At 59.4% G+C, this 20,956-nt stretch carries 19 protein-coding genes; 8 read left to right on the top strand and 11 right to left on the bottom strand.

Going from position 1 to position 20,956, the window contains the following annotated elements; all coding sequences use genetic code 11:
* Positions 1 to 63 precede the first annotated feature (63 nt).
* From rdgC to sugE, 3 genes are all read left to right on the top strand, one after another.
* Positions 64 to 984 carry a recombination-associated protein RdgC gene (gene rdgC, locus JFT87_RS13445; RefSeq protein WP_201201932.1) on the top strand — a complete coding sequence of 307 codons (921 nt, stop codon included), beginning with the start codon at positions 64 to 66 and terminating at the stop codon, positions 982 to 984.
* Positions 985 to 1,146: 162 nt separating this feature from the next.
* Complete coding sequence (locus tag JFT87_RS13440; protein WP_201201931.1) at positions 1,147 to 2,112, top strand: bile acid:sodium symporter family protein; 966 nt, start codon at positions 1,147 to 1,149, stop codon at positions 2,110 to 2,112.
* 119 nt (positions 2,113 to 2,231) lie between these two features.
* A complete protein-coding gene (gene sugE / locus JFT87_RS13435; RefSeq protein WP_123599434.1) occupies positions 2,232 to 2,546 on the top strand; it encodes a quaternary ammonium compound efflux SMR transporter SugE in 315 nt (104 codons plus the stop codon).
* A gap of 126 nt (positions 2,547 to 2,672) precedes the next feature.
* On the opposite strand, the gene JFT87_RS13430 is transcribed toward sugE, so the two are convergent.
* The 4 genes from JFT87_RS13430 to JFT87_RS13415 all read right to left on the bottom strand — a co-directional run bounded on the left by JFT87_RS13430 (position 2,673) and on the right by JFT87_RS13415 (position 7,456).
* Positions 2,673 to 4,547 carry an MFS transporter gene (locus JFT87_RS13430; protein WP_201201930.1) on the bottom strand — a complete coding sequence of 625 codons (1,875 nt, stop codon included), beginning with the start codon at positions 4,545 to 4,547 and terminating at the stop codon, positions 2,673 to 2,675.
* A gap of 97 nt (positions 4,548 to 4,644) precedes the next feature.
* Positions 4,645 to 5,796 (bottom strand): TDT family transporter, encoded by a 1,152-nt coding sequence (locus JFT87_RS13425; RefSeq protein WP_201201929.1) that lies wholly within the window; start codon positions 5,794 to 5,796, stop codon positions 4,645 to 4,647.
* Between the two features lie 105 nt (positions 5,797 to 5,901).
* Positions 5,902 to 6,213, bottom strand: coding sequence for a cupin (locus JFT87_RS13420; RefSeq protein ID WP_201201928.1), 312 nt, complete (start codon positions 6,211 to 6,213; stop codon positions 5,902 to 5,904).
* A 49-nt stretch (positions 6,214 to 6,262) separates the two neighbouring features.
* Entirely contained in the window at positions 6,263 to 7,456 is a 1,194-nt protein-coding gene (locus tag JFT87_RS13415) for an MFS transporter (protein WP_201201927.1), read from the bottom strand.
* 357 nt (positions 7,457 to 7,813) lie between these two features.
* On the opposite strand from JFT87_RS13415, the gene JFT87_RS13410 reads away from it, so the two are divergent.
* Together JFT87_RS13410 and JFT87_RS13405 are read left to right on the top strand one after the other, a co-directional pair.
* Complete coding sequence (locus tag JFT87_RS13410; protein ID WP_201201926.1) at positions 7,814 to 8,350, top strand: TetR/AcrR family transcriptional regulator; 537 nt, start codon at positions 7,814 to 7,816, stop codon at positions 8,348 to 8,350.
* Between the two features lie 251 nt (positions 8,351 to 8,601).
* Positions 8,602 to 12,075, top strand: coding sequence for a hybrid sensor histidine kinase/response regulator (locus JFT87_RS13405; protein ID WP_201201924.1), 3,474 nt, complete (start codon positions 8,602 to 8,604; stop codon positions 12,073 to 12,075).
* Between the two features lie 166 nt (positions 12,076 to 12,241).
* Here JFT87_RS13405 and rmuC read toward each other — a convergent pair whose 3' ends face one another.
* Both rmuC and JFT87_RS13395 read right to left on the bottom strand, forming a co-directional pair.
* A complete protein-coding gene (gene rmuC / locus JFT87_RS13400) occupies positions 12,242 to 13,606 on the bottom strand; it encodes a DNA recombination protein RmuC (RefSeq protein ID WP_201205180.1) in 1,365 nt (454 codons plus the stop codon).
* Positions 13,607 to 13,781: 175 nt separating this feature from the next.
* Positions 13,782 to 14,105 (bottom strand): sel1 repeat family protein, encoded by a 324-nt coding sequence (locus tag JFT87_RS13395; RefSeq protein WP_201201922.1) that lies wholly within the window; start codon positions 14,103 to 14,105, stop codon positions 13,782 to 13,784.
* A gap of 997 nt (positions 14,106 to 15,102) precedes the next feature.
* On the opposite strand from JFT87_RS13395, the gene JFT87_RS13390 reads away from it, so the two are divergent.
* The 3 genes from JFT87_RS13390 to JFT87_RS13380 all read left to right on the top strand — a co-directional run bounded on the left by JFT87_RS13390 (position 15,103) and on the right by JFT87_RS13380 (position 17,504).
* Complete coding sequence (locus JFT87_RS13390) at positions 15,103 to 15,327, top strand: hypothetical protein (protein WP_003214941.1); 225 nt, start codon at positions 15,103 to 15,105, stop codon at positions 15,325 to 15,327.
* A 276-nt stretch (positions 15,328 to 15,603) separates the two neighbouring features.
* Positions 15,604 to 16,086 carry a hypothetical protein gene (locus JFT87_RS13385; protein ID WP_201201921.1) on the top strand — a complete coding sequence of 161 codons (483 nt, stop codon included), beginning with the start codon at positions 15,604 to 15,606 and terminating at the stop codon, positions 16,084 to 16,086.
* Positions 16,087 to 16,232: 146 nt separating this feature from the next.
* Positions 16,233 to 17,504 carry an OmpP1/FadL family transporter gene (locus tag JFT87_RS13380; RefSeq protein ID WP_201201919.1) on the top strand — a complete coding sequence of 424 codons (1,272 nt, stop codon included), beginning with the start codon at positions 16,233 to 16,235 and terminating at the stop codon, positions 17,502 to 17,504.
* A 202-nt stretch (positions 17,505 to 17,706) separates the two neighbouring features.
* On the opposite strand, the gene JFT87_RS13375 is transcribed toward JFT87_RS13380, so the two are convergent.
* From JFT87_RS13375 to JFT87_RS13360, 5 genes are all read right to left on the bottom strand, one after another.
* Complete coding sequence (locus JFT87_RS13375; protein ID WP_201201918.1) at positions 17,707 to 18,267, bottom strand: glutathione peroxidase; 561 nt, start codon at positions 18,265 to 18,267, stop codon at positions 17,707 to 17,709.
* Between the two features lie 56 nt (positions 18,268 to 18,323).
* Entirely contained in the window at positions 18,324 to 18,446 is a 123-nt protein-coding gene (locus tag JFT87_RS28610; RefSeq protein WP_274610069.1) for a hypothetical protein, read from the bottom strand.
* A complete protein-coding gene (locus JFT87_RS13370; protein WP_201201916.1) occupies positions 18,443 to 19,651 on the bottom strand; it encodes an MFS transporter in 1,209 nt (402 codons plus the stop codon). Before JFT87_RS13370 ends, JFT87_RS28610 begins: the two co-directional genes overlap by 4 nt.
* Positions 19,652 to 19,703: 52 nt before the next feature.
* Positions 19,704 to 20,108: a MarR family winged helix-turn-helix transcriptional regulator gene (locus JFT87_RS13365; protein WP_201194864.1), complete on the bottom strand. Its 405-nt coding sequence runs from the start codon at positions 20,106 to 20,108 to the stop codon at positions 19,704 to 19,706.
* 112 nt (positions 20,109 to 20,220) lie between these two features.
* A complete protein-coding gene (locus JFT87_RS13360; RefSeq protein ID WP_201201915.1) occupies positions 20,221 to 20,955 on the bottom strand; it encodes an adenosylcobinamide-GDP ribazoletransferase in 735 nt (244 codons plus the stop codon).
* Position 20,956: the final 1 nt, after the last annotated feature.

The following is a 20,956-nucleotide window of genomic DNA, read 5'->3' as shown; positions in this document are numbered from 1 at the left end:
GGTTGGCCTATGGCGCCGCGAAGAGAATAATGCCCCCCTTTGTATAAAGGAGAGACTCGCCTCATGTGGTTCAAAAACCTGCTTATCTATCGCCTGACCCAAGATCTGCCTTTTGATGCCGAGGCGTTGGAAACTGCACTGGCGACCAAACTGGCGCGTCCATGTGCAAGCCAGGAGTTGACCACCTACGGTTTCGTCGCGCCGTTCGGCAAGGGCGAAGATGCTCCGCTGGCGCACGTCAGCGGCGACTTCCTGCTGATCGCTGCCCGTAAAGAAGAACGCATTCTGCCGGGCAGCGTCGTGCGTGACGCGGTGAAGGAAAAGGTCGAAGAGATCGAAGCCACGCAAATGCGCAAGGTCTATAAGAAGGAACGCGATCAGATCAAGGATGAAATCATCCTGGCGTTCCTGCCTCGTGCCTTTATACGTCGTTCGTCGACCTTCGCCGCCATCGCGCCGAAACAAGGCCTGATCCTGGTGAACTCGGCCAGCCCGAAACGCGCCGAAGACCTGCTGTCGACCCTGCGTGAAGTGATCGGCTCGCTGCCAGTGCGTCCGCTGACCGTGAAAATGGCCCCGACCGCCACCATGACTGACTGGGTCAAAACCCAGAAAGCTGCGGACGACTTCTTTGTACTGGACGAGTGCGAACTGCGCGACACCCACGAAGACGGCGGCATCGTGCGTTGCAAGCGTCAGGACCTGACCAGCGACGAAATCCAGCTGCACCTGAGCACCGGCAAAGTCGTCACTCAGCTGTCGTTGGCCTGGCAGGACAAGTTGTCGTTCATGCTCGACGACAAGATGACCGTCAAGCGCCTGAAGTTCGAAGACTTGCTGCAGGATCAGGCGGAACAGGACGGCGGCGAAGAGGCCCTGGGCCAACTGGACGCCAGCTTCACCCTGATGATGCTGACCTTCGGCGACTTCCTGCCGGCACTGGTTGAAGCGTTGGGTGGTGAAGAGACTCCGCAAGGGATCTAACAACCGGTTCCCGCTGAGGAAACCGGATCAACTGTGGGAGCGGGCTTGCTCGCGAAAGCGTCATAACATTCAACATCAATGTTGACTGTCAGTCCGTCTTCGCGAGCAAGCCCGCTCCCACAGTTGGTTTTGTGGTGCTAATTACATAATAAGGATCAGGCCATGCGCGCCCTCGCCGCTTTAAGCCGCTTTGTCGGCAACACCTTCGCTTACTGGGTACTGGTTTTCGCCGTTTTGGCGTTCCTGCAACCCACGTGGTTCATTGGCCTGAAAGGCGCCATCGTCCCACTGCTGGGGCTGGTGATGTTCGGCATGGGCCTGACCCTCAAACTCGAAGACTTCGCCGAAGTCGCTCGCCATCCGTGGCGCGTGGCGTTGGGCGTGGTTGCGCATTTCGTGATCATGCCCGGTATGGCGTGGTTGCTCTGCCAGGCGTTTCACCTGCCGCCGGAAATCGCCGTCGGCGTGATCCTGGTTGGCTGTTGCCCGAGCGGCACTTCGTCCAACGTGATGACCTGGCTGGCTCGCGGCGACCTGGCGCTGTCAGTGGCCATCGCCGCCGTTACCACCCTCCTCGCCCCGCTGCTGACCCCGGCGCTGATCTGGCTGCTGGCTTCTGCATGGTTGCCGGTGTCATTCATGGAGTTGTTCTGGTCGATCCTGCAAGTGGTGCTGCTGCCTATCGTGCTCGGTGTGGTTGCGCAACGGCTGCTCGGCAACAAGGTTCGCCACGCGGTGGAAGTGTTGCCGCTGGTGTCGGTGGTGAGCATCGTGATCATCGTCGCCGCGGTGGTCGCGGCCAGTCAGGCGAAGATTGCCGAATCCGGCTTGCTGATCATGGCGGTGGTGATGCTGCACAACAGCTTCGGCTACTTGCTGGGTTATTTCACCGGACGCCTGTTTAAGCTGCCGCTGCCCCAGCGCAAATCCCTGGCACTGGAAGTCGGCATGCAGAACTCGGGCTTGGGTGCCGCGCTGGCCAGTGCGCACTTCTCGCCACTGGCCGCGGTGCCAAGCGCGTTGTTCAGTGTGTGGCACAATATTTCCGGGGCGCTGCTCTCGACCTATTTCCGCAGGATGAGCGAGAAAGAAGACCGGGAAGCGGCTGCTCGGCAAGCGACTGAGTAAGCGTAAAACTTGATCCCCGGGTTAATGCTGGGCACTCTATTGCGCAACGCGGGGACGACCTCGCGGCTCGATCGAGTCATTAATCTGGGGACGACCCCGTCAATCGATGGAGGTCTCTCATGTCCTGGATCATTCTGTTTTTCGCCGGCCTGTTCGAAGTCGGCTGGGCCGTCGGCCTGAAATACACTGACGGCTTTAGCCGCCCGCTCCCCACTGCATTAACCGTCGCCGCCATGGCTATCAGCCTTGGTTTACTGGGCCTTGCCATGAAGGAATTGCCGCTGGGCACGGCCTACGCAATCTGGACCGGCGTGGGGGCCGTGGGTACGGTGATCGCCGGGATTATTCTGTTTGGGGAATCCATGGCGTTGTTCAGGCTGGCCAGTGTGGCGTTGATTATTGCCGGGTTGGTTGGACTCAAGATCAGCGCCTGATCTTTCGACCGCTATCGCGAGCAAGCTCGCTCCCACAGTGGATGGATGGTGTGCCTACTATTTGTGACACAACACATTTCCCTGTGGGAGCGAGCTTGCTCGCGATGAGGCCCGCCCAGTCACTAACTACCTGACAGTCCCGCGCAACTCCCCAACCAACGCCTGCAATGCGGCCGGTTCCGCCACTTCAACGGCCACCGCCGGCCCCGCCACCAACGTCACCCGCGACCACAACCGGTGAAACAAGCCTTTGCCCGGATCGCGGCTGAAGAAACTCCCCCACAACCCTTGCAACGCCAGCGGAATCACCGGCACCGGTGTCTCTTCGAGAATCCGCGTCAGCCCGCCCTTGAACTCGTTTATCTCACCGTCAGCGGTCAGTTTTCCTTCAGGGAAGATGCATACCAACTCACCGTCCTTCAGATACTGGGCAATCCGCTTGAAGGCTTTTTCGTAAATCTGAATGTCTTCCTGCCGTCCGGCGATAGGAATAGTCCCAGCGGTGCGGAAGATAAAGTTCAGCACCGGCAGGTTGTAGATTTTGTAATACATCACAAAGCGAATCGGCCGACGCACAGCACCGCCAATCAGCAAGGCATCGACGAAGGACACATGGTTGCACACCAGCAGCGCCGCGCCTTCATCGGGAATCAGGTCCAGGTTGCGGTGCTCCACGCGGTACATGGAATGGCTGAGCAGCCAGATCATGAAGCGCATGCTGAACTCGGGAACGATGCTGAAGATGTAGGCGTTGACGCCGATGTTCAGCACTGACACCACCAGGAACAGCTCCGGGATCGACAGCTTGACCACGCTCAGCAGCACGATCGAGACAATCGCCGAGACCACCATAAACAGTGCGTTGAGAATGTTGTTGGCGGCAATTACCCGCGCCCGTTCGTTCTCGGCGGTGCGCGACTGAATCAGCGCGTACAGCGGCACGATGTAGAAACCACCGAAAACCCCGAGCCCGAGGATGTCGATCAACACCAGCCAGGTGTGGCCAAAACCAAGCACTTCGATCCAGCCATGGCCAGTCACGCTGTCCGGAATTCCGCCGGAATGCCACCACAGCAGCAAGCCAAACACCGTCAGGCCAAACGAGCCGAACGGCACCAGACCAATCTCGACTTTGCGCCCGGAGAGTTTCTCGCAAAGCATCGAACCGAGGGCGATACCGACCGAGAACACGGTCAGGATCAGCGTCACCACGGTCTCGTCGCCGTGCATCCATTCCTTGGCGTAGGCCGGGATTTGCGTCAGGTAAATCGCCCCGACAAACCAGAACCACGAGTTGCCGACAATCGAGCGCGACACCGCCGGGGTTTGCCCCAGGCCCAGTTTCAAAGTGGCCCAGGACTGAGTGAAAATATTCCAGTTCAGGCGCATCTCCGGCGAAGCGGCCGCCGCGCGAGGAATGCTGCGACTGGCCAGGTAACCGAGCACCGCGACACCGATGATCGCCGTGGAGACGAGGGGCGCGTAGTGACCGGACGACATCATGATCCCGGCACCGATGGTGCCGGCGAGAATCGCCAAAAAGGTGCCCATTTCCACCAGGCCGTTGCCACCGACCAACTCATCTTCACGCAAGGCCTGGGGCAGGATCGAATACTTAACCGGCCCGAACAGCGCCGAGTGCGTGCCCATGGCGAACAACGCCACCAGCATCAGCGACAGGTGATCGAACAGGAAACCGACCGCGCCCACCGACATGATGGCGATTTCGCCAAGCTTGATCAGACGAATCAGCGCGTCCTTGGCGAATTTTTCCCCAAACTGCCCGGCCAGTGCCGAGAACAGGAAAAACGGCAGGATGAACAACAGCGCGCACAAGTTGACCCAGATCGAACGATCACCGTCGATGGTCAATTTGTACAGAATGGCGAGGATCAGCGACTGTTTGAAGATGTTGTCGTTGAAGGCCCCAAGGGACTGTGTCACGAAAAACGGCAGAAAACGCCGGGTGCGAAGCAAGGTGAACTGTGAGGGGTGACTCATCTTCCGTGTGTCCCTGATTGGCGTTGAGAATGGCTTGGATACTGTTATTGGAATATCGAACGTGGATCCAGGCCACACATTACCTAATCTTTGCAGGTTATTTCTTTAATCCTGCAATACAAGGCGAGACAAACAGCTCTCCGCGCCATGCGCCCTGCACTGTCCGCTTGCCGACGATCAGCCACATCACGGTCAACAACGCCACCAATACGCCGCCAAACACACTGAAAAACATCAGGTTCAAAGTGCTGGCCAGCTTCAGCGTGGCCAGGGAATAAACACCCAACGGGAAGGTAAAACCCCACCAGCCAAGGTTGAACGGGATGCCGGCGCGCAGGTAACGCACGGTGATCAGCACCGCGATCAGCATCCACCAGAGCCCGAAGCCCCACAGCGTGATCCCGGCCACTAGCCCTAGCCCCGCGGCGATTTCACCAATACCTGGCAAACCGTTGGCGGCAAAGATCGCTGGCGCATCGGCGCCCAGCAGCAACATGCCAAGCGCCCCGGTACCAATCGGCCCAAGCGCCAACCAGCTCGATGCGGCCATGTTCTCGTGAGGCAATTTATGCAGCGCCATGCGCAGCAACAGGATGGTCAAAATGCTGAACGCCACCGGCAGGGAAAATGCCCACAGCACGTAGCTGGTAACCAGCACCACCAGTTGTGAATGGGCTTCGACCAAGTGCGGCGCCAACAGACCACCGCTGGCGGCCGCCACTTCTGCGGCCACTACCGGCAACAGCCAGACAGCGGTCATCTGGTCGATGCTGTGTTCCTGGCGGGTAAACATCATGTACGGGATCAGCACGCCGCAGGCCAGAGACATCGCCACATCCAGCCACCACAGCACTTCGGCGATCTGAATCACCCCATCGCCCCAACGCGGCAAACCGAACAGCAGAAAACCATTGATGATGGTCGCCAGGCCCATGGGAATGGTGCCGAAAAACATCGAAACCGTGGAGTGCCCGAAAATCCGCCGCGCTTCATCGAAGAACAACACCCAGCGAGCGGCATACAACCCAGTGAACAATACAAACAGAAGGATGTTGAACAGCCACAGGGCTTCGGCAACCGCGTGCACACCGGGAATCGCGACCGGCAATTGCGCCAGCGCCAGAGCGAGCACGCCGGTACCCATGGTGGCGGCGAACCAGTTCGGGGTGAACTGGCGAATCGCTTCCAGCGGGCGTGGTAGATGACTGAAAGGTTTGAAACCGGGTTTGGCAGTGTTGGGGCATGTCATGGCGAACTCCTGTCCTCTGGTGAGGTGGAACCCATGGTAGAACTGAATCGAATATCTATATAACGGGTAATATCTCTAACTGTTATCTGTTTTGCAGATATAGGCCTATACGCTGCCTTCAGACTCGATCACCAGAATCCGCGCCGCACCCAGCGGATGCGCCACATGCTCGGTGCCTACCGACGCATAAAAAATATCGCCGACGTCGAGCAAGGCCTGCTGCTCGATGCCCTCTTCACGATAGTGCATCTGCACTTGGCCATCGAGCACGACGAACACTTCCTGACCATCGTTGACGTGCCACTTGTACGGTTGGTCGGTCCAGTGCAAACGGGTGGTGATGCCGTTCATGTTGGCGATGTCCAGTGCGCCCCACGCACGCTCGGCGGTGAAAGATTTGCTGCGGATGATCTTCATCGTACGGTCCGTCGAAATGAATAGTGAATGGCGGTGCCAAGGCTATCGGTCAGCGAACATCGGCGCCACAGACTTTCACAGACCGCTGGCGCACCAAGCCCAGCAATGCCCCCACCGCCAGGACGATCAGCACTGCGCCATAACCATCGGTGGTCGCGATCAGCCCAAAGCTGCGGGTCAAACTCCCGGCCAGCAACGACGGCAAGCAAAAAGCCAGGTAACTCAGCGCATAAAACGCCGACATCAACCCGGCCCGCTCATGGGGCAAGGCCAACGGCACCAGGGTGCGCACCGCGCCGAGGAAACCGGCACCGAAACCGCAGCCGGCGATGAGGGTGCCGATGAAAAACAGCGGCAGACTGGCGATGTGAACAGCGACCAGAATCAGCGCGACACCTGCCGGCAATAAACTGGCGCCCAGGCGTAACACCTTGACCGCCGGCCGATTGCGCGAGGTGTAGATCATCAGCGCACCGGTGAGCGTCAATGCTGCGACCGTCGCGCCGCCAATCAGGTTTGAAGTCGAGCCGGTGGCTGTCCGCACCAATGACGGCGCCAATGAAGCGAAGAAACCGCCTAGCGCCCACACCGCGGTGTTGATCGGCAGCACCGACCACAAGGCCCGCCGCGCCTGGACTGGCACATGCAAGGTCGGGCGCAGCGAAGCCCAGGCACCCGGCTGCCGACTGACACTTTCCGGCAGGCGCCAGACGTACAGTGCTTGCAGCACAAACAGCCCGAACAATACCCAAAAAGTCAGTTGCAACGGCAGCGGCGCAAATTCGGCCAACAAACCGCAGCCCATCGCCCCCGCCGCCATGCCCAGCAACGGAGCAACACTGTTGACCAATGGACCTTGCTGGCGGTCGGTATCCAGCAACGCGGCACTCAAAACCGCCGTGGCCATCCCGGTCGCAAAGCCCTGAAGCACCCGGGCACTGATCAGCCAAGCGACGCTGTCGGCATTGATAAACAGCAACATCGCGAGCATGTTCAGCAATAGCGCGGTGAAAATCACCGGTTTACGCCCGAGGAAATCCGAGAGTGAGCCGACGGTCAACAGCGCCGCCAGCAAGCTGAGAGCGTACACGCCGAAAATCAGGGTCAGGGTCGCTGCCGAGAAATGAAGGTGTTCCTGATACAGGTGATACAACGGCGTCGGCGCAGTGGAGGCGGCGAGAAAACTGAGTAAAGTGATCGCCAGAAACCACAGGCTCGATCGGTTTGAGGTTGGATGAGGCATGGGCACACTCCACAAAAGCTAAGTTTTTGCTTTTGCGGAGTGTGCTACTCGCTAGCGCTTAAAGCAAATTCTTTGTGTTAAGGTCCGCCGCATGGCTATTAGGGACCTGTCATCACTTATTTCCTGCGTCGCGTTGCCACCTGAAAGCTGGCCAGGCAAGGCGCAGTCCGTAGGTAATGTCGTTTCCTTGCCAAGGACTGCAACGCAGCATGGCCAGCTTTCAGGTGGCAACCCGAAGGGCCGGGCCTGCTGTTGCGCAGGCCTGCGTTGCTCGTCGTTCATTTGGAAAAACCAAACCACACTCCTCGCGCCTTGGCCTGCGCAACAGCAGACCCGGCGCGACGCAGGAAATAAGTGATGACAGGTCCTAGTTTACGCCCAGGTGGCCGCAGTGCCAGGGTGCAAGAGTCGATTCATTCGGCGGTCCGCGCGCTCCTCGAAGAGCAGGACCGCGCGAGCGTGACCGTGCCGCAAATCGCCGCGCGCGCGGGGGTTACGCCGTCGACAATCTATCGGCGCTGGGGCGATCTGTCGGTGTTGCTGGCGGATGTCGCCCTCGCCCGCCTGCGCCCCGACAGCGAGCCGGCCAACACCGGCAGCCTGCGCGGTGATGTGCGGGCCTGGGCCGAGCAGTATCTGGACGAAATGAGCTCCGAGCCTGGCCGCAACATTTTGCGCGATGTGCAATGCAGCGCAACGCCGGGCTATTGCGTGACCATCATTGGCGCGCAGTTGCAGACGATTCTGGATCGTTACCCGGATCAGCCCAAGCCGAGCGTTGATCGGCTGATCAACATGGTGGTGGCGCCGACGGTGTTTCGCATCCTGTTCTCGGCGGCGGCGCTGGAGGTTGAGGAGTTGCATCGGTTGATCGAGATTGCGTTGAGTCAGTGATACCGCCATTCGCGAGCAAGCCCGCTCCCACATTGGCTCTTAGGTGTTCACAATTTATGTGTTCACAGAAGATCCAATGTGGGAGCGGGCTTGCTCGCGAAGGGGCCAGTGAATACAGCCCACCTGCAACTGACACAAAGCCTGCGACACCCCGCCACGCCACGACCTTGGTCGACACTGACGAACCCCGGCCATCGTGCGAGACTGTCTGACCGGGCAGGAGTCCCGGATGTCTTTTGTCTGGAGTTTCCATGTCGCTGTCCAGCGGGCTGATCGCCGCCGTTGCCCTGGCCTATATGGCCATCATGTTCGCCATCGCCTTCTACGGCGACCGTCGCAGCGCGCCGTTGCCGCCGCGTGTGCGTGCCTGGGTCTACAGCCTGTCGCTGGCCGTGTATTGCACCAGTTGGACGTTCTTTGGTGCCGTGGGCCAGGCCGCCGAACAGCTTTGGTCATTCCTGCCGATCTACCTCGGGCCAATCCTGCTGCTGGTGTGCGCGCCGTGGGTCCTGCAAAAAATGGTGATGATCAGCAAGCAGGAGAACATCACCTCCATCGCCGACTTTATCGCCGCGCGCTATGGCAAGTCGCAGTCGCTGGCGGTGGTGGTGGCGCTGATTTGCCTGGTCGGCGTGTTGCCCTACATCGCCTTGCAGCTCAAGGGCATCGTGCTCGGGGTGAACCTGCTGATCGGTGCTGGCGCTGATGCCATGGGCACCCGCGCCCAGGACACGGCGCTGATCGTCTCGCTGGTGTTGGCGCTGTTCACCATCGTATTTGGTACGCGCAACCTCGACGCCACCGAACACCACCGCGGCATGGTGCTGGCGATTGCTTTTGAATCACTGGTCAAGCTGTTCGCTTTTCTGGCGGTCGGCGCGTTCGTGACCTACGGCTTATACGACGGTTTCGACGACCTGTTCGACCAGGCCATGCTCGCCCCGCGCCTGGAAGAGTATTGGAAGGAAACCATCAACTGGCCTTCGATGGTGGTGCAAACCGGCGTCGCAATGATGGCGATCATCTGCCTGCCAAGACAGTTCCACGTCACGGTAGTGGAGAACATCGAACCTCAGGATTTGCGCCTGGCCAAGTGGGTATTCCCGGCTTATCTGGCATTGGCGGCGCTGTTTGTAGTCCCTATCGCGCTGGCCGGTCAGATGTTGCTGCCGAGCTCGGTGCTACCGGACTCTTTCGTCATCAGCCTGCCCCTCGCCCAGGCCCACCCGGCACTGGCGTTGCTGGCGTTTATCGGCGGTGCTTCGGCGGCCACCGGCATGGTGATCGTGGCCAGCGTGGCGCTGTCGACCATGGTCTCCAACGACATGTTGTTGCCGTGGCTGCTGCGCCGCAACAACGCCGAGCGACCTTTCGAAGTGTTCCGCCAGTGGATGCTCTCGGTGCGCCGGGTGAGCATCGTGGTGATTTTGCTGCTCGCCTACGTCAGCTATCGCCTGCTCGGCTCTACCGCCAGCCTGGCGACCATCGGCCAGATCGCCTTCGCCGCCGTGACCCAATTAGCCCCAGCCATGCTCGGTGCGCTGTACTGGAAACAGGCCAACCGTCGCGGCGTATTTGCCGGGCTCGCCACCGGGACGTTCCTCTGGTTCTACACGTTGATTTTGCCAATTACCGCCCTCAGCCTGGGTTGGTCGCTAAGTAGTTTTCCCGGACTGGCCTGGCTGCACAGCAACCCACTGCACTTGCCCATCACCCCACTGACCCAAGGCGTGGTGCTGTCGCTGGCGGGCAACTTCACTCTGTTCGCCTGGGTCTCGGTGCTGTCACGCACACGAGTGTCAGAGCACTGGCAGGCTGGCCGGTTCATTGGTCAGGAAATCAGCGCCCGGCCCAGCGCTCGCTCGATGCTTTCGGTGCAAATCGACGATCTGCTGCAACTGGCCGCACGTTTTGTCGGTGAAGAACGCGCCCGCCAAAGCTTTATCCGCTTCGCCTACCGCCAGGGCAAAGGCTTCAATCCGAACCAGAACGCCGACGGTGAATGGATCGCCCATACCGAACGCTTGCTGGCCGGTGTCCTCGGCGCATCTTCGACGCGTGCTGTAGTAAAAGCCGCCATCGAAGGTCGGGAAATGCAGCTTGAGGACGTCGTCCGTATCGCCGACGAAGCGTCGGAAGTTTTGCAGTTCAACCGCGCCTTGCTGCAAGGGGCGATCGAGAACATCACCCAGGGCATCAGCGTGGTCGACCAGTCGCTGAAACTGGTGGCCTGGAACCGGCGTTACCTGGAGTTGTTCAACTACCCGGACGGCTTGATCAGCGTCGGTCGGCCGATTGCCGACATCATTCGCTACAACGCCGAGCGCGGACTGTGCGGTCCCGGCGAAGCGGAAGTCCACGTCGCCCGCCGCCTGCACTGGATGCGTCAGGGTCGTGCCCACACCTCTGAACGACTTTTCCCCAATGGTCGTGTGATTGAGCTGATCGGCAACCCGATGCCCGGCGGCGGTTTCGTCATGAGTTTCACCGACATCACCGCGTTCCGCGAGGCCGAGCAGGCGTTGACCGAGGCCAACGAAGGCCTGGAGCAACGGGTGACCGCACGTACCCACGAACTCTCGCAACTCAACGTCGCCCTGACCGAAGCCAAAGGCACCGCCGAGTCGGCCAACCAGTCTAAAACCCGCTTTCTGGCGGCAGTCAGCCATGACTTGATGCAACCGCTGAACGCCGCGCGATTGTTCTCTGCGGCCCTGACTCATCAGGATGATGGCTTGTCCAGCGAAGCACAGAAGCTGATCCAGCACCTGGACACTTCACTGCGTTCCGCCGAGGACTTGATCAGCGACTTGCTGGACATTTCCCGCCTGGAAAACGGCAAGATCAACCCGGATCCCAAGCCGTTCGTGCTTAATGAACTGTTCGACATCCTCGGCGCCGAGTTCAAGGCACTGGCGCAGGAACAAGGGCTGAAATTCCGTCTGCGCGGCAGCACGTTGCGGGTCAACAGCGACATCAAGCTGTTGCGCCGGATCCTGCAGAACTTCCTGACCAACGCGTTCCGTTATGCCAAAGGCCCGGTGCTGCTGGGGGTTCGGCGGCGAAACGGCGAACTGTGCCTGGAAGTCTGGGACCGTGGCCCAGGGATACCGGAAGATAAACAGAAAGTGATTTTCGAAGAGTTCAAACGCCTCGACAGCCACCAGACCCGCGCCGAGAAAGGCCTGGGTCTGGGCTTGGCGATTGCCGATGGGTTGTGTCGGGTGCTGGGCCATACCTTGCGCGTGCGCTCCTGGCCGGGGCATGGCAGCGTGTTCAGCGTCAGCGTGCCGCTGGCTAGGGCGCAGACTGTAGCGGCGCCGCATAACGTCACCGAACTGAACGGTAAATTGCCGACGGGCGCGCAGGTGCTGTGCATCGATAACGAGGACAGCATCCTGATCGGCATGAACAGCCTGCTGACGCGCTGGGGTTGCCAGGTCTGGACCGCGCGCAACCGTGAAGAGTGTGCCGCATTGCTCGGCGATGGTGTACGGCCGCAGTTGGCACTGGTGGATTACCACCTGGACGACGGTGAAACCGGAACCGAGTTGATGGCCTGGCTGCGTACCCGTTTGGGTGAACCGGTTCCGGGCGTGGTGATCAGTGCGGATGGGCGGCCGGAGACGGTGGCGCAGGTGCATGCGGCGGGGTTGGATTATCTGGCGAAACCGGTGAAGCCGGCGGCGTTGCGGGCGTTGTTGAGTCGGCATTTGCCGTTATAAATGAGGCCTACGGGCTAACCCAAAACCTGAGGCGAGGGAGCTTGCTCCCGTTGGGCTGAGAAGCAGCCCCCAAATGCTGCCACTTTGGCTGTCAGGCATACCGCGCTGCCTGCTTTGCGGCTGCTGCGCAGCCGAGCGGGAGCAAGCTCCCTCGCCACACAAGCAGTTACTCCGGCAACTCGGCCAAGCCATCCACATCGGTCATTGCCCGCTCCAGCAAATCCGCCGGCAAGCTCTTGCTCGCTCGTGCGCCGAGCAGCTTCAGTTGCTCGCTGCGACTGACCAGATTACCGCGCCCTTCTGTCAGCTTATTGCGCGCCGAGCTGTAGGCTTTATCCAGCTGCTGCAAGCGATTGCCCACCTCGTCCAGATCCTGGATGAACAGCACAAACTTGTCGTACAGCCATCCGGCTCGCTCGGCGATTTCCCGGGCATTCTGGGTCTGGCGCTCTTGCTTCCACAGGCTATCTATGACCCGCAACGTGGCGAGCAACGTGGTCGGGCTGACGATCACGATGTTGCGGTCGAAGGCCTCCTGAAACAGCGTCGGCTCGGCTTGCAATGCCGCTGAAAACGCGGCTTCGATAGGCACGAAAAGCAGAACGAAATCCAGGCTATGCAAGCCATCCAGTCGCTTGTAATCCTTGCCGGACAGCCCTTTGACGTGATTACGCAGCGACAGCACGTGCTGCTTGATGGCGACCTGGCCGATGGCATCGTCTTCGGCCGCCACGTATTGCTGATAAGCCGTGAGACTGACCTTGGAGTCGACCACCACCTGCTTGTCGCCGGGCAAATAAATGATGACGTCCGGCTGGAAACGCTCGCCGTCCGGGCCTTTGAGGGTGACCTGAGTCTGGTACTCACGGCCCTTCTCCAGGCCCGCGTGTTCAAGCACCCGCTCAAGAATCAGCTCACCCCAGTTGCCTTGGGTTTTCTGGCCTTTCAAGGCCCGGGTCAGGTTGGTGGCTTCGTCACTCAGGCGCAGGTTGAGGGCCTGCAACCGCTCCAGTTCCTTGGCCAGGGAAAAGCGTTCTCGCGCCTCGGCCTGGTAACTTTCTTCGACGCGTTTTTCGAAGGACTGGATGCGTTCCTTCAACGGATCGAGCAACTGCCCCAGGCGCTGCTGACTGGTCTCGGCGAAACGCTGCTCGCGCTCGTCGAAGATTTTCCCCGCCAGCTCGGCGAACTGCGCCCGCAGCTCGTCGCGCGAGCCCTGGAGGTCGTTGAGGCGCTGCTGATGGCTTTCCTGTTGCTCTCGCAGCTCGGCGTTGAGGGATGCAGCCTGCGCGTCGAGGCGACGCAACTCAGCCTCTTTGCCGGCGCGCTCGATATTCCAGGCGTGGGACGCGTCGCGGGCATCGTCGCGCTCGATTTGCAGCAACTCGACTTCACGGCGTACAGCGGCCAGGTCGGCCTGCTTGGCGGAATTGGCCTGGCTCAGGTCGCCGATTTCGTCGCGGCACGCATCGAGCTGGGCGTTCAAACCGTCCTGAGCCAATTGGGCCGTGGCCAACCGCTCTTCCAGCAACGCCACGTCGGCCTGCCCGGCGCTCGCCCGGCGCTGGATTTGCCAGGCCAGTGCCAGCAATGGCAATGCAGCGCCCGCCAGACCGAGCAATATGCTGGTCAAGTCCATAGCCATAGCCACTCCTGCCGATGAGATAAAGCTTGAAGGTTAACCAAGGCGTCAGGTCTTGGACAGCTCAGTCTTCGATCAACCCCAGTTCCTGCTGAGCGCGACGGTCACCTGCGCGGGCGGCCTGACGCAGCAAATCGTGGCCGATGCGCCGATCCCGCGCATTGCCACACTCGCGGCACATCAACTGCCCCAGACGACTTTGGGCGGCCACCACGCCTTCCCGGGCCGGTTGCTTGAGCAAGCGTCCGGCAAAGTGTTTGACGTTGGGGTTATCGCCCAGGCGCGGACTGTCCAGTAGCCACTCGGCCACACGCATGGAAAAGCGCTTGGGTGGGGTAACAGGAGGGGGCGTGTCGGTAACAGAGGTTGATACTGAGCGAAACTTCATAAAGCACTGTGGGGCAGATCGGAAGGCGCGCCACTCTACTCTTTTTTTCCTACAGGTAAAGTTGAAAAAAACCCGGCACGCCCGTCCTAGAGCAAGCGCTCGGGACAATCCACAGAAGCTGTGGATAACTCAGTGGACAACCGCCCTTGAACTCTCGCAAAGCCCTGTGGAATGGGGCTCGCAGTCAAACTGACGATTTTTTCACCAGTTAAAAAAAGCGATGTTTTTCATTGACTTAAATTTTCATTACAGGCACCCACTACGTTTGAAGCCAAGGTGACAGTGGTGTGACAGCCTGCGCAACTAATGTGCACAAGTACCTTTGCGGCGGTTATATCAATGCGCTTTTTCGGCGCGTTTTGCAGACCAGGCCTGGGGATAAGCCGTGACAAACTCCTGATCCAGACCCATTCAGGGCCATGCCAGCGCGGCGACAAACGGTAAAAACCTCGGCGATTACAGGGCAAGCCCAGTGTTTACAGCCCTCGAAGCGCTTGGCGAAAGCACCTAAAAGGCCCTGCACAAGATCTTTTTTTGCTAACACACTTCCTTTCTAAAATTCAATCAGTTAGTATCCGCGGCGTTAGTACCAAGCTGAAAGTCAATTCTGGTCGAACAAATCCCCACGGTCAGCCTTCCCTGAGAAGCCTCCACCGACAAAGCGGGATCGACCACCTCGATGGTTTCCAGGTAAACCTTGCGTCAACACTGCCTTTGAAATGAAAGCAAAGGGTGTTGCGAAGCTCACTTACTCTGACCGAACCAGCCTGCAAATTGATCAGGATCTTCACCCCGGGCCCAGAACCTTTGCCCTTGATGTGTTGCCTGCCCTCCTAAGTACCTACCTGCCAGCCCAAGCGCGCCAATTATCAGCGCTTCAAACTGGCTGCTTTGTTCCAGTCGGGTTCTTCGTTCGACCAATGGTGGTCGTCGTCACTGGAACGTTTTAATTTTGCACGGATCTTATCCGTGTCGCTTGTAGGAACACCCAATAACTATGTCTACTCAAATCCACACTCAGGATGCCATTCGCACCCTAACTAACGCTTTTGCACCAATGAACTGCCTGATCATGGCCGCTCGCAAAGGCTGCTTCAGCTTCACTCTGGTCAACGAACACGGCATCGCTCGTCACAGCGAACGCCTGTACCCCGATCAATACTCCAGCGCTGAACCGCTGCAGGCCGTGATCGATCGTACTCGCCAGGCACTGGTTGCCTGAGACGCCAGAAAGACTGAAAACCTCAAAAGCCCTGCTCAAAAAGCAGGGCTTTTTATTGCCTGATATTTCTCTTTTTACCCTCAACGCTTAAGCACTAACCGATATAACGGTTATAACTGCCTGCCGGAAATATTTTAAAAACAGTCCTTTACAGCGCGAATATGACACTACACTTCAACTCAAGCGGCTTGATCCGCTTCCGGCGAGCCTGAGTCGATTCACTGCTGCCAAGCCCCCCTTCAGGTGTCGCCGCCCATTTCATGTTTCGAGGGCTTTATGGGTATCGCTGCCAGCGAACTGTGCCGTTATGTGATCCGCCCGACATTGATTTACCTCGGGCGCCATAGCGCAACTGCCGAATCCCTGCTGCTGGGCATCGCCGCCAGCCAGTCAGCCCTTGGCTCCGCCCTGCATGACCGCCGTGGACACGGCCTGTACCGAATCGCCGAGCCCCGTCACCGGGCACTCTGGGATGACTACCTGGCACTGGACCCGGAGCGGGCGAGCCTGGTTCGTGGCCTGGCCAGCCAGCACGCCTTTTTAAGCAGTCCGCACCTGGAATTGACCGTCAACCTGCGCTACGCCACGGCCATCGCCTGGCTGTTAGTAGAAGAACAAAACACTCCCCTCCCCGACCCCGACGATGTGCTGGGAATGGCCCGAATATGGCGCCAGACCTTTCAACCGCAAGGACGCCTTCGCGATTTTACCTGCGCCTGGCAAACCTGTGTTTCATCCCTGAATCAAGTCGCTTGCTGACCGGCCCGTTTCACAAGATCTTGCAACAGGTCGCGAATCTGGTCGGATTGTCCTACAAAAGCGCTCTAGCTCAACCCATACAGGCTATAGCGCCGAGACGAAAATCTTGGTAATTTTCGCCCCGGTGATCATCAGGAGTTCTAATAATGAAAAAAGTAATGCTCAAAACCACCCTTAGCCTCGCCGTTGCCTTGGCATCCACCCAAATTTTCGCAGCTGGCTTTGCCATCAACGAACAAAGTATCAGCGGGATGGGTACAGGTTTTGCCGGGCGATCTTCCTCTGCCGATGACGCAAGCACAATTTATGGCAACCCTGCCGGCATGTCCCGCATCAAGCGGGAACAAGTTACCGGCGGTTTTGCAATGCTCGACGCGCACACCGATATCAGCCAAGCCAGCTCCAGCCCGAACAGCGGCACCAACAAAGGTGACATGGTTCCGTTCATCGCCGTGCCGATGGGCTACTACGTCAAGCCTATCGATGATCATTGGGCATTCGGTATCGGTGTTTACGCACCGTTCGGCCTGGTAACCGACTATGAAAGCAACTTTGCCGGCCGTTACTTCGGCAGCAAGAGCGACGTTAAAGTCGTGACCATGCAGCCGACTGTCAGCTACGCCTTCAACGACAAGGTGTCCATCGGTTTCGGCCCGACCATCAACCGCATCGACGGCACCCTGGAATCGAACCTGTCGGTCACTCAGGCAGCGCCGGATGGCCAGGTCAAGATCAAAGGTAACGATACCGCTCTGGGCTACAACATCGGGATATTGGCTCAGTTGACCGACAGCACTCGCGTCGGCCTGACCTATCACTCGAAAGTGAAGTACAAGCTCGAAGGTGACACTAAGGTCTACTACGGCTTGTTGGCTGCCGTACAGCAAAACCCAAACCAAAAGTACGACGCCTCGCTGGGCTTGACCACGCCTGAATCTGTGGACTTCTCGGTCACTCACCAGATCGACGACAAGTGGACCGTCTACGCGGGCAGCACCTGGACTCGCTGGAGCCGCCTGCAAGAAATCACTGTCAACAACAAAGATGTTCCGGCTGGCCTGAGCAGTCAATTCGGTACCATTACCGAAGAACAAAACTGGCACGACACCTGGGCTCACGCCATCGGTGCCTCGTATCAGCTGAACAAGGAATGGGTACTGCGTACCGGTCTGTCGGTTGACCAGTCGCCAACCAACAACGTCGACCGCTCGCCACGTATTCCTACTGGCGACCGGACAATCTTCAGCATCGGTGCCGGCTGGAGCCCGACCGAAGACCTGACCATCGACGTTGCTTACTCGTACCTGAAAGAAGAGTCGGTGAAGATCCACAACGAAAACGATCGTGGCCAGACCTACGACGCCAAGTATGAAAACTCGGCGAACGGTTTCGGTGTCGGCGCTACTTACCGCTTCTGATGCTGCGCGGCGAGGCTAACCCCTCGCCCACTGAAAAGCCCCGCTCTCTTTGCAGAAAGCGGGGCTTTTTCATGCCTGTTCAAAACACCACAACCCCAGCAGGAGCAGAGCTTGCTTGCGAAAGCGGTAGGTCAGGCAGCTTATCCATCAACTGACACACCGCTTTCGCGAGCAAGCTCTGCTCCTACAAAGGCTGTGCGCGTCAGGGGTTGAGGGGCTTCGAGGCGATGGCTTTCTCTACGGCCTCGATGAATTCCGGGTTGTCAGGTTTGGTCAGGCTGGAGAAATTGGCAATCACTTTGCCTTGGCGATCGATGACGTACTTATAGAAATTCCACTTCGGCGCGCTGCTCTGCTCGGCGAGAACTTTGAACAGATGAGTCGCCTCGTCGCCGCGGACTTTCTGCGGCTCGGTCATGGTGAAGGTCACGCCATAGTTGACGTAGCAAACCTTGGCCGTTTCAGCGCCGTCCTTGGCCTCTTGTTTGAAGTCATTGGACGGAACGCCGAGCACCTCCAGCCCTTGGTCCTTGTAACGCTGATACAGCGCCTCAAGGCCTTTGAACTGTGGGGCGAAGCCGCAGAAGCTGGCGGTATTGACCACCACCAGCGGCTTGCCCGCATAACGCTGGCACAGATCGATCGATTCCTTGGCCCGCAACTTGGGCAGCGAGCCCTGCAACAGCTCCGGACACTCGGCCGCTTGGGCCAATCCGGTAAACGCCATCAGCAACGCGGGGACTGCGAGCCAGCGCATCAGCATGTCGGTGCATCCTTGAGGAATCGTCAGAAAGCGAACTTACTCGTCCTCACATCCTGCTAGCAAGCGCCCATGCCCAATTGCATCAGCGCCAGCCCGCCCTGATGCCAACCCCACCACGCCAGGGCCAGCAGCAAGGCGCCGACACCGGCTACAACTATTCGCGGCCAGAGACTGTTCATATCGCGCTCATCTGGGTTTGCAGCCGCGCTACCGGCCGTTCACGCACTGGCCAATTCAGGGCTGCCGCCAACAGACTCAAGAGAATCGCTACCTGCCAGATCAAGTCGTAGCTCCCGGTACGGTCATACACCACCCCGCCCAACCAGCCACCGAGGAACGATCCGAGCTGGTGGAACAGGAAAACAATCCCACCGAGCATGGACAGGTTTCGCACACCGAACAAGGTTGCCACGGTGCCATTGGTCAACGGCACCGTGGACAACCACAGAAAGCCCATCGCCATGCCGAACAGATAAGCACTGGTCGTTGTGACCGGCGCCCACAGGAACAGCCCGATCACCACCGCTCGCAACAGGTACAAACCCGTGAGCAAGCGCGGCTTGGACATCCGCCCGCCGAGCCAGCCTGCCGTGTAAGTACCGAAGATATTGAACAACCCGATCAGCGCCAGCACCGTGGTGCCGACGGTGGCCGGCAGGTGTTGATCCACCAGATAGGCCGGCAGGTGCACGCCGATGAATACCACTTGAAACCCGCAGACAAAAAAGCCGAACGCCAGCAGCCAGAACCCGGAATGGGAACAGGCTTCACGCAGGGCTTCGGACAAGGTTTGCTCATGACCAAGCACCGGCAGCGGCTTGTCCTTGAGCATGCTCACCAACGGCACGATCAACGCCACCAGCAAGCCCAGCACCAACAAAGCGGCGGACCAGCCGAGCCAGCCGATCAGCCCCAGCGTACCGGGCAACATCGCGAACTGGCCGAAAGAACCGGCAGCGCTGGCGATGCCCATGCCCATGCTGCGTTTCTCCGGCGGCACCGCACGCCCGACCACGCCGAGGATCACTGAGAACGAGGTGCCTGACAGGCCGATACCGATCAACAGACCGGCACTCAGGGACAAGGTCACCGCCGAGTCAGACAAGCCCATGCAGACCAGGCCCCCCGCGTACAACACACCACCGACCAACACCACTTTTGCGGCACCGAAGCGGTCGGCCAGGGCGCCGGTGAACGGCTGTGCCAGGCCCCAGATCAGGTTCTGCAAGGCGATGGCAAACGCAAAGGTCTCGCGCCCCCAGCCGAACTCAGCGCTCATCGGCGCCAGGAACAGCCCGAAGCCATGCCGCACGCCCAGAGACAACGCCAGAATCAGCGCACTCCCCACCAACACCCAACCGCACGTACGCCACATCGATGTCATTCTTATTCTCCGGTAGCGGGTATATACCCGCTTAAGATCGAACAAACTGGCATCAAGCCAGTTCGTCCAGCAACTTCAGCAAGGTTTCACGTTTTTCGGCGCCCAGACGATCAATCAGCCGCTGCTGCGCCGCTTCCCAGGCCGGCAACGCCGCTGCCAGGCGCTCAGCGCCAGCCTCGGTGAGCCTGACGATGCGATTGCGCATATCCTCGCCCTCGTTCAGCGCCACCAGCCCCTCGCCTTCCAGCACCCGCAGATTGCGCCCCAGGGTGCTGCGGTCCAGGCCCATGGCTTCGGCCAGGGTGGAAATACTCGGTTGATCCAGACGCTGCAGATTGCACAGCAAAGAATACTGGGCAACGTTGATCCCGAAGCCGTCGAGAGCGCCGTCGTAATGCCTGCTGACGCCACGAGCGGCGCGACGCAGGTTGATACATAAACATTGGGAATCGAGCATCGTGCGTGTATATACCCGCGGTTGAATGAAAGCAAGGTTCAAGAATATCGTTATCAGGCAGATCGCCATCGCGAGCAGGCTCGCGAAGGGGCCAGCACATCCACCCCAACAGTCAGCAGACCAACGCCAACCCCACCAACACCACCATTTCCAACAACTCCAACAACGCCCCTGCCGTATCGCCGGTCGTGCCACCCAATCGCCGCTGCATAACTTGCCGCAACCAGACAAACACCACCGCAGCGAGCACGATAGCGAACACGCCGCTCAGCCCAGCAATCAAACCACACGCCTGCGCACTGACCGCCAACACCTGCCAACCGGCCTTGCGCGGCAAATGATCAGCCAGCGCCTGCCCCAACCCACCGGCACGCACATAAGGCGTAGTCAGGAACAACCCCAACAGCGCCGCACGGCCAATCAACGGAACGACGATCAAAACTACGCTGTGTCCCTGCTCGATCAGCGCCAGCAACGCAGCAAATTTAAGCAGCAGCACCAACACCAAGGTCACCACCGCAATCGGCCCGCTGCGCGGGTCTTTCATGATGGTTAGTGTGCGTTCCCGGTCGCCAAACCCACCGAGCCACGCATCAGCGCTATCGGCCAGGCCATCCAGGTGCAGCGCGCCGCTGAGCAACACCCAAGCAGTCAGCAACAATGCAGCGTGCAGCAACAACGGCGCGCCCGACAACAACCCGTTCAGCGCAAACAACAGCCCGCCGAACAGCAGCCCGACCAGCGGATAAAACAGCAGCGAGCGCCCCAATTCCTGAGGCGCCGGCATGCCCGGGAGTCGAATCGGCAGACTGCTCAAAAATTGCAGGGCGATCCAGAAAGGCAACATA

Source organism: Pseudomonas sp. TH15 (assembly GCF_016651105.1).
GTDB lineage: Bacteria > Pseudomonadota > Gammaproteobacteria > Pseudomonadales > Pseudomonadaceae > Aquipseudomonas.
Note: the sequence above shows the minus strand (reverse complement) of the source record. Positions and strands in the feature narration are given on the sequence as shown.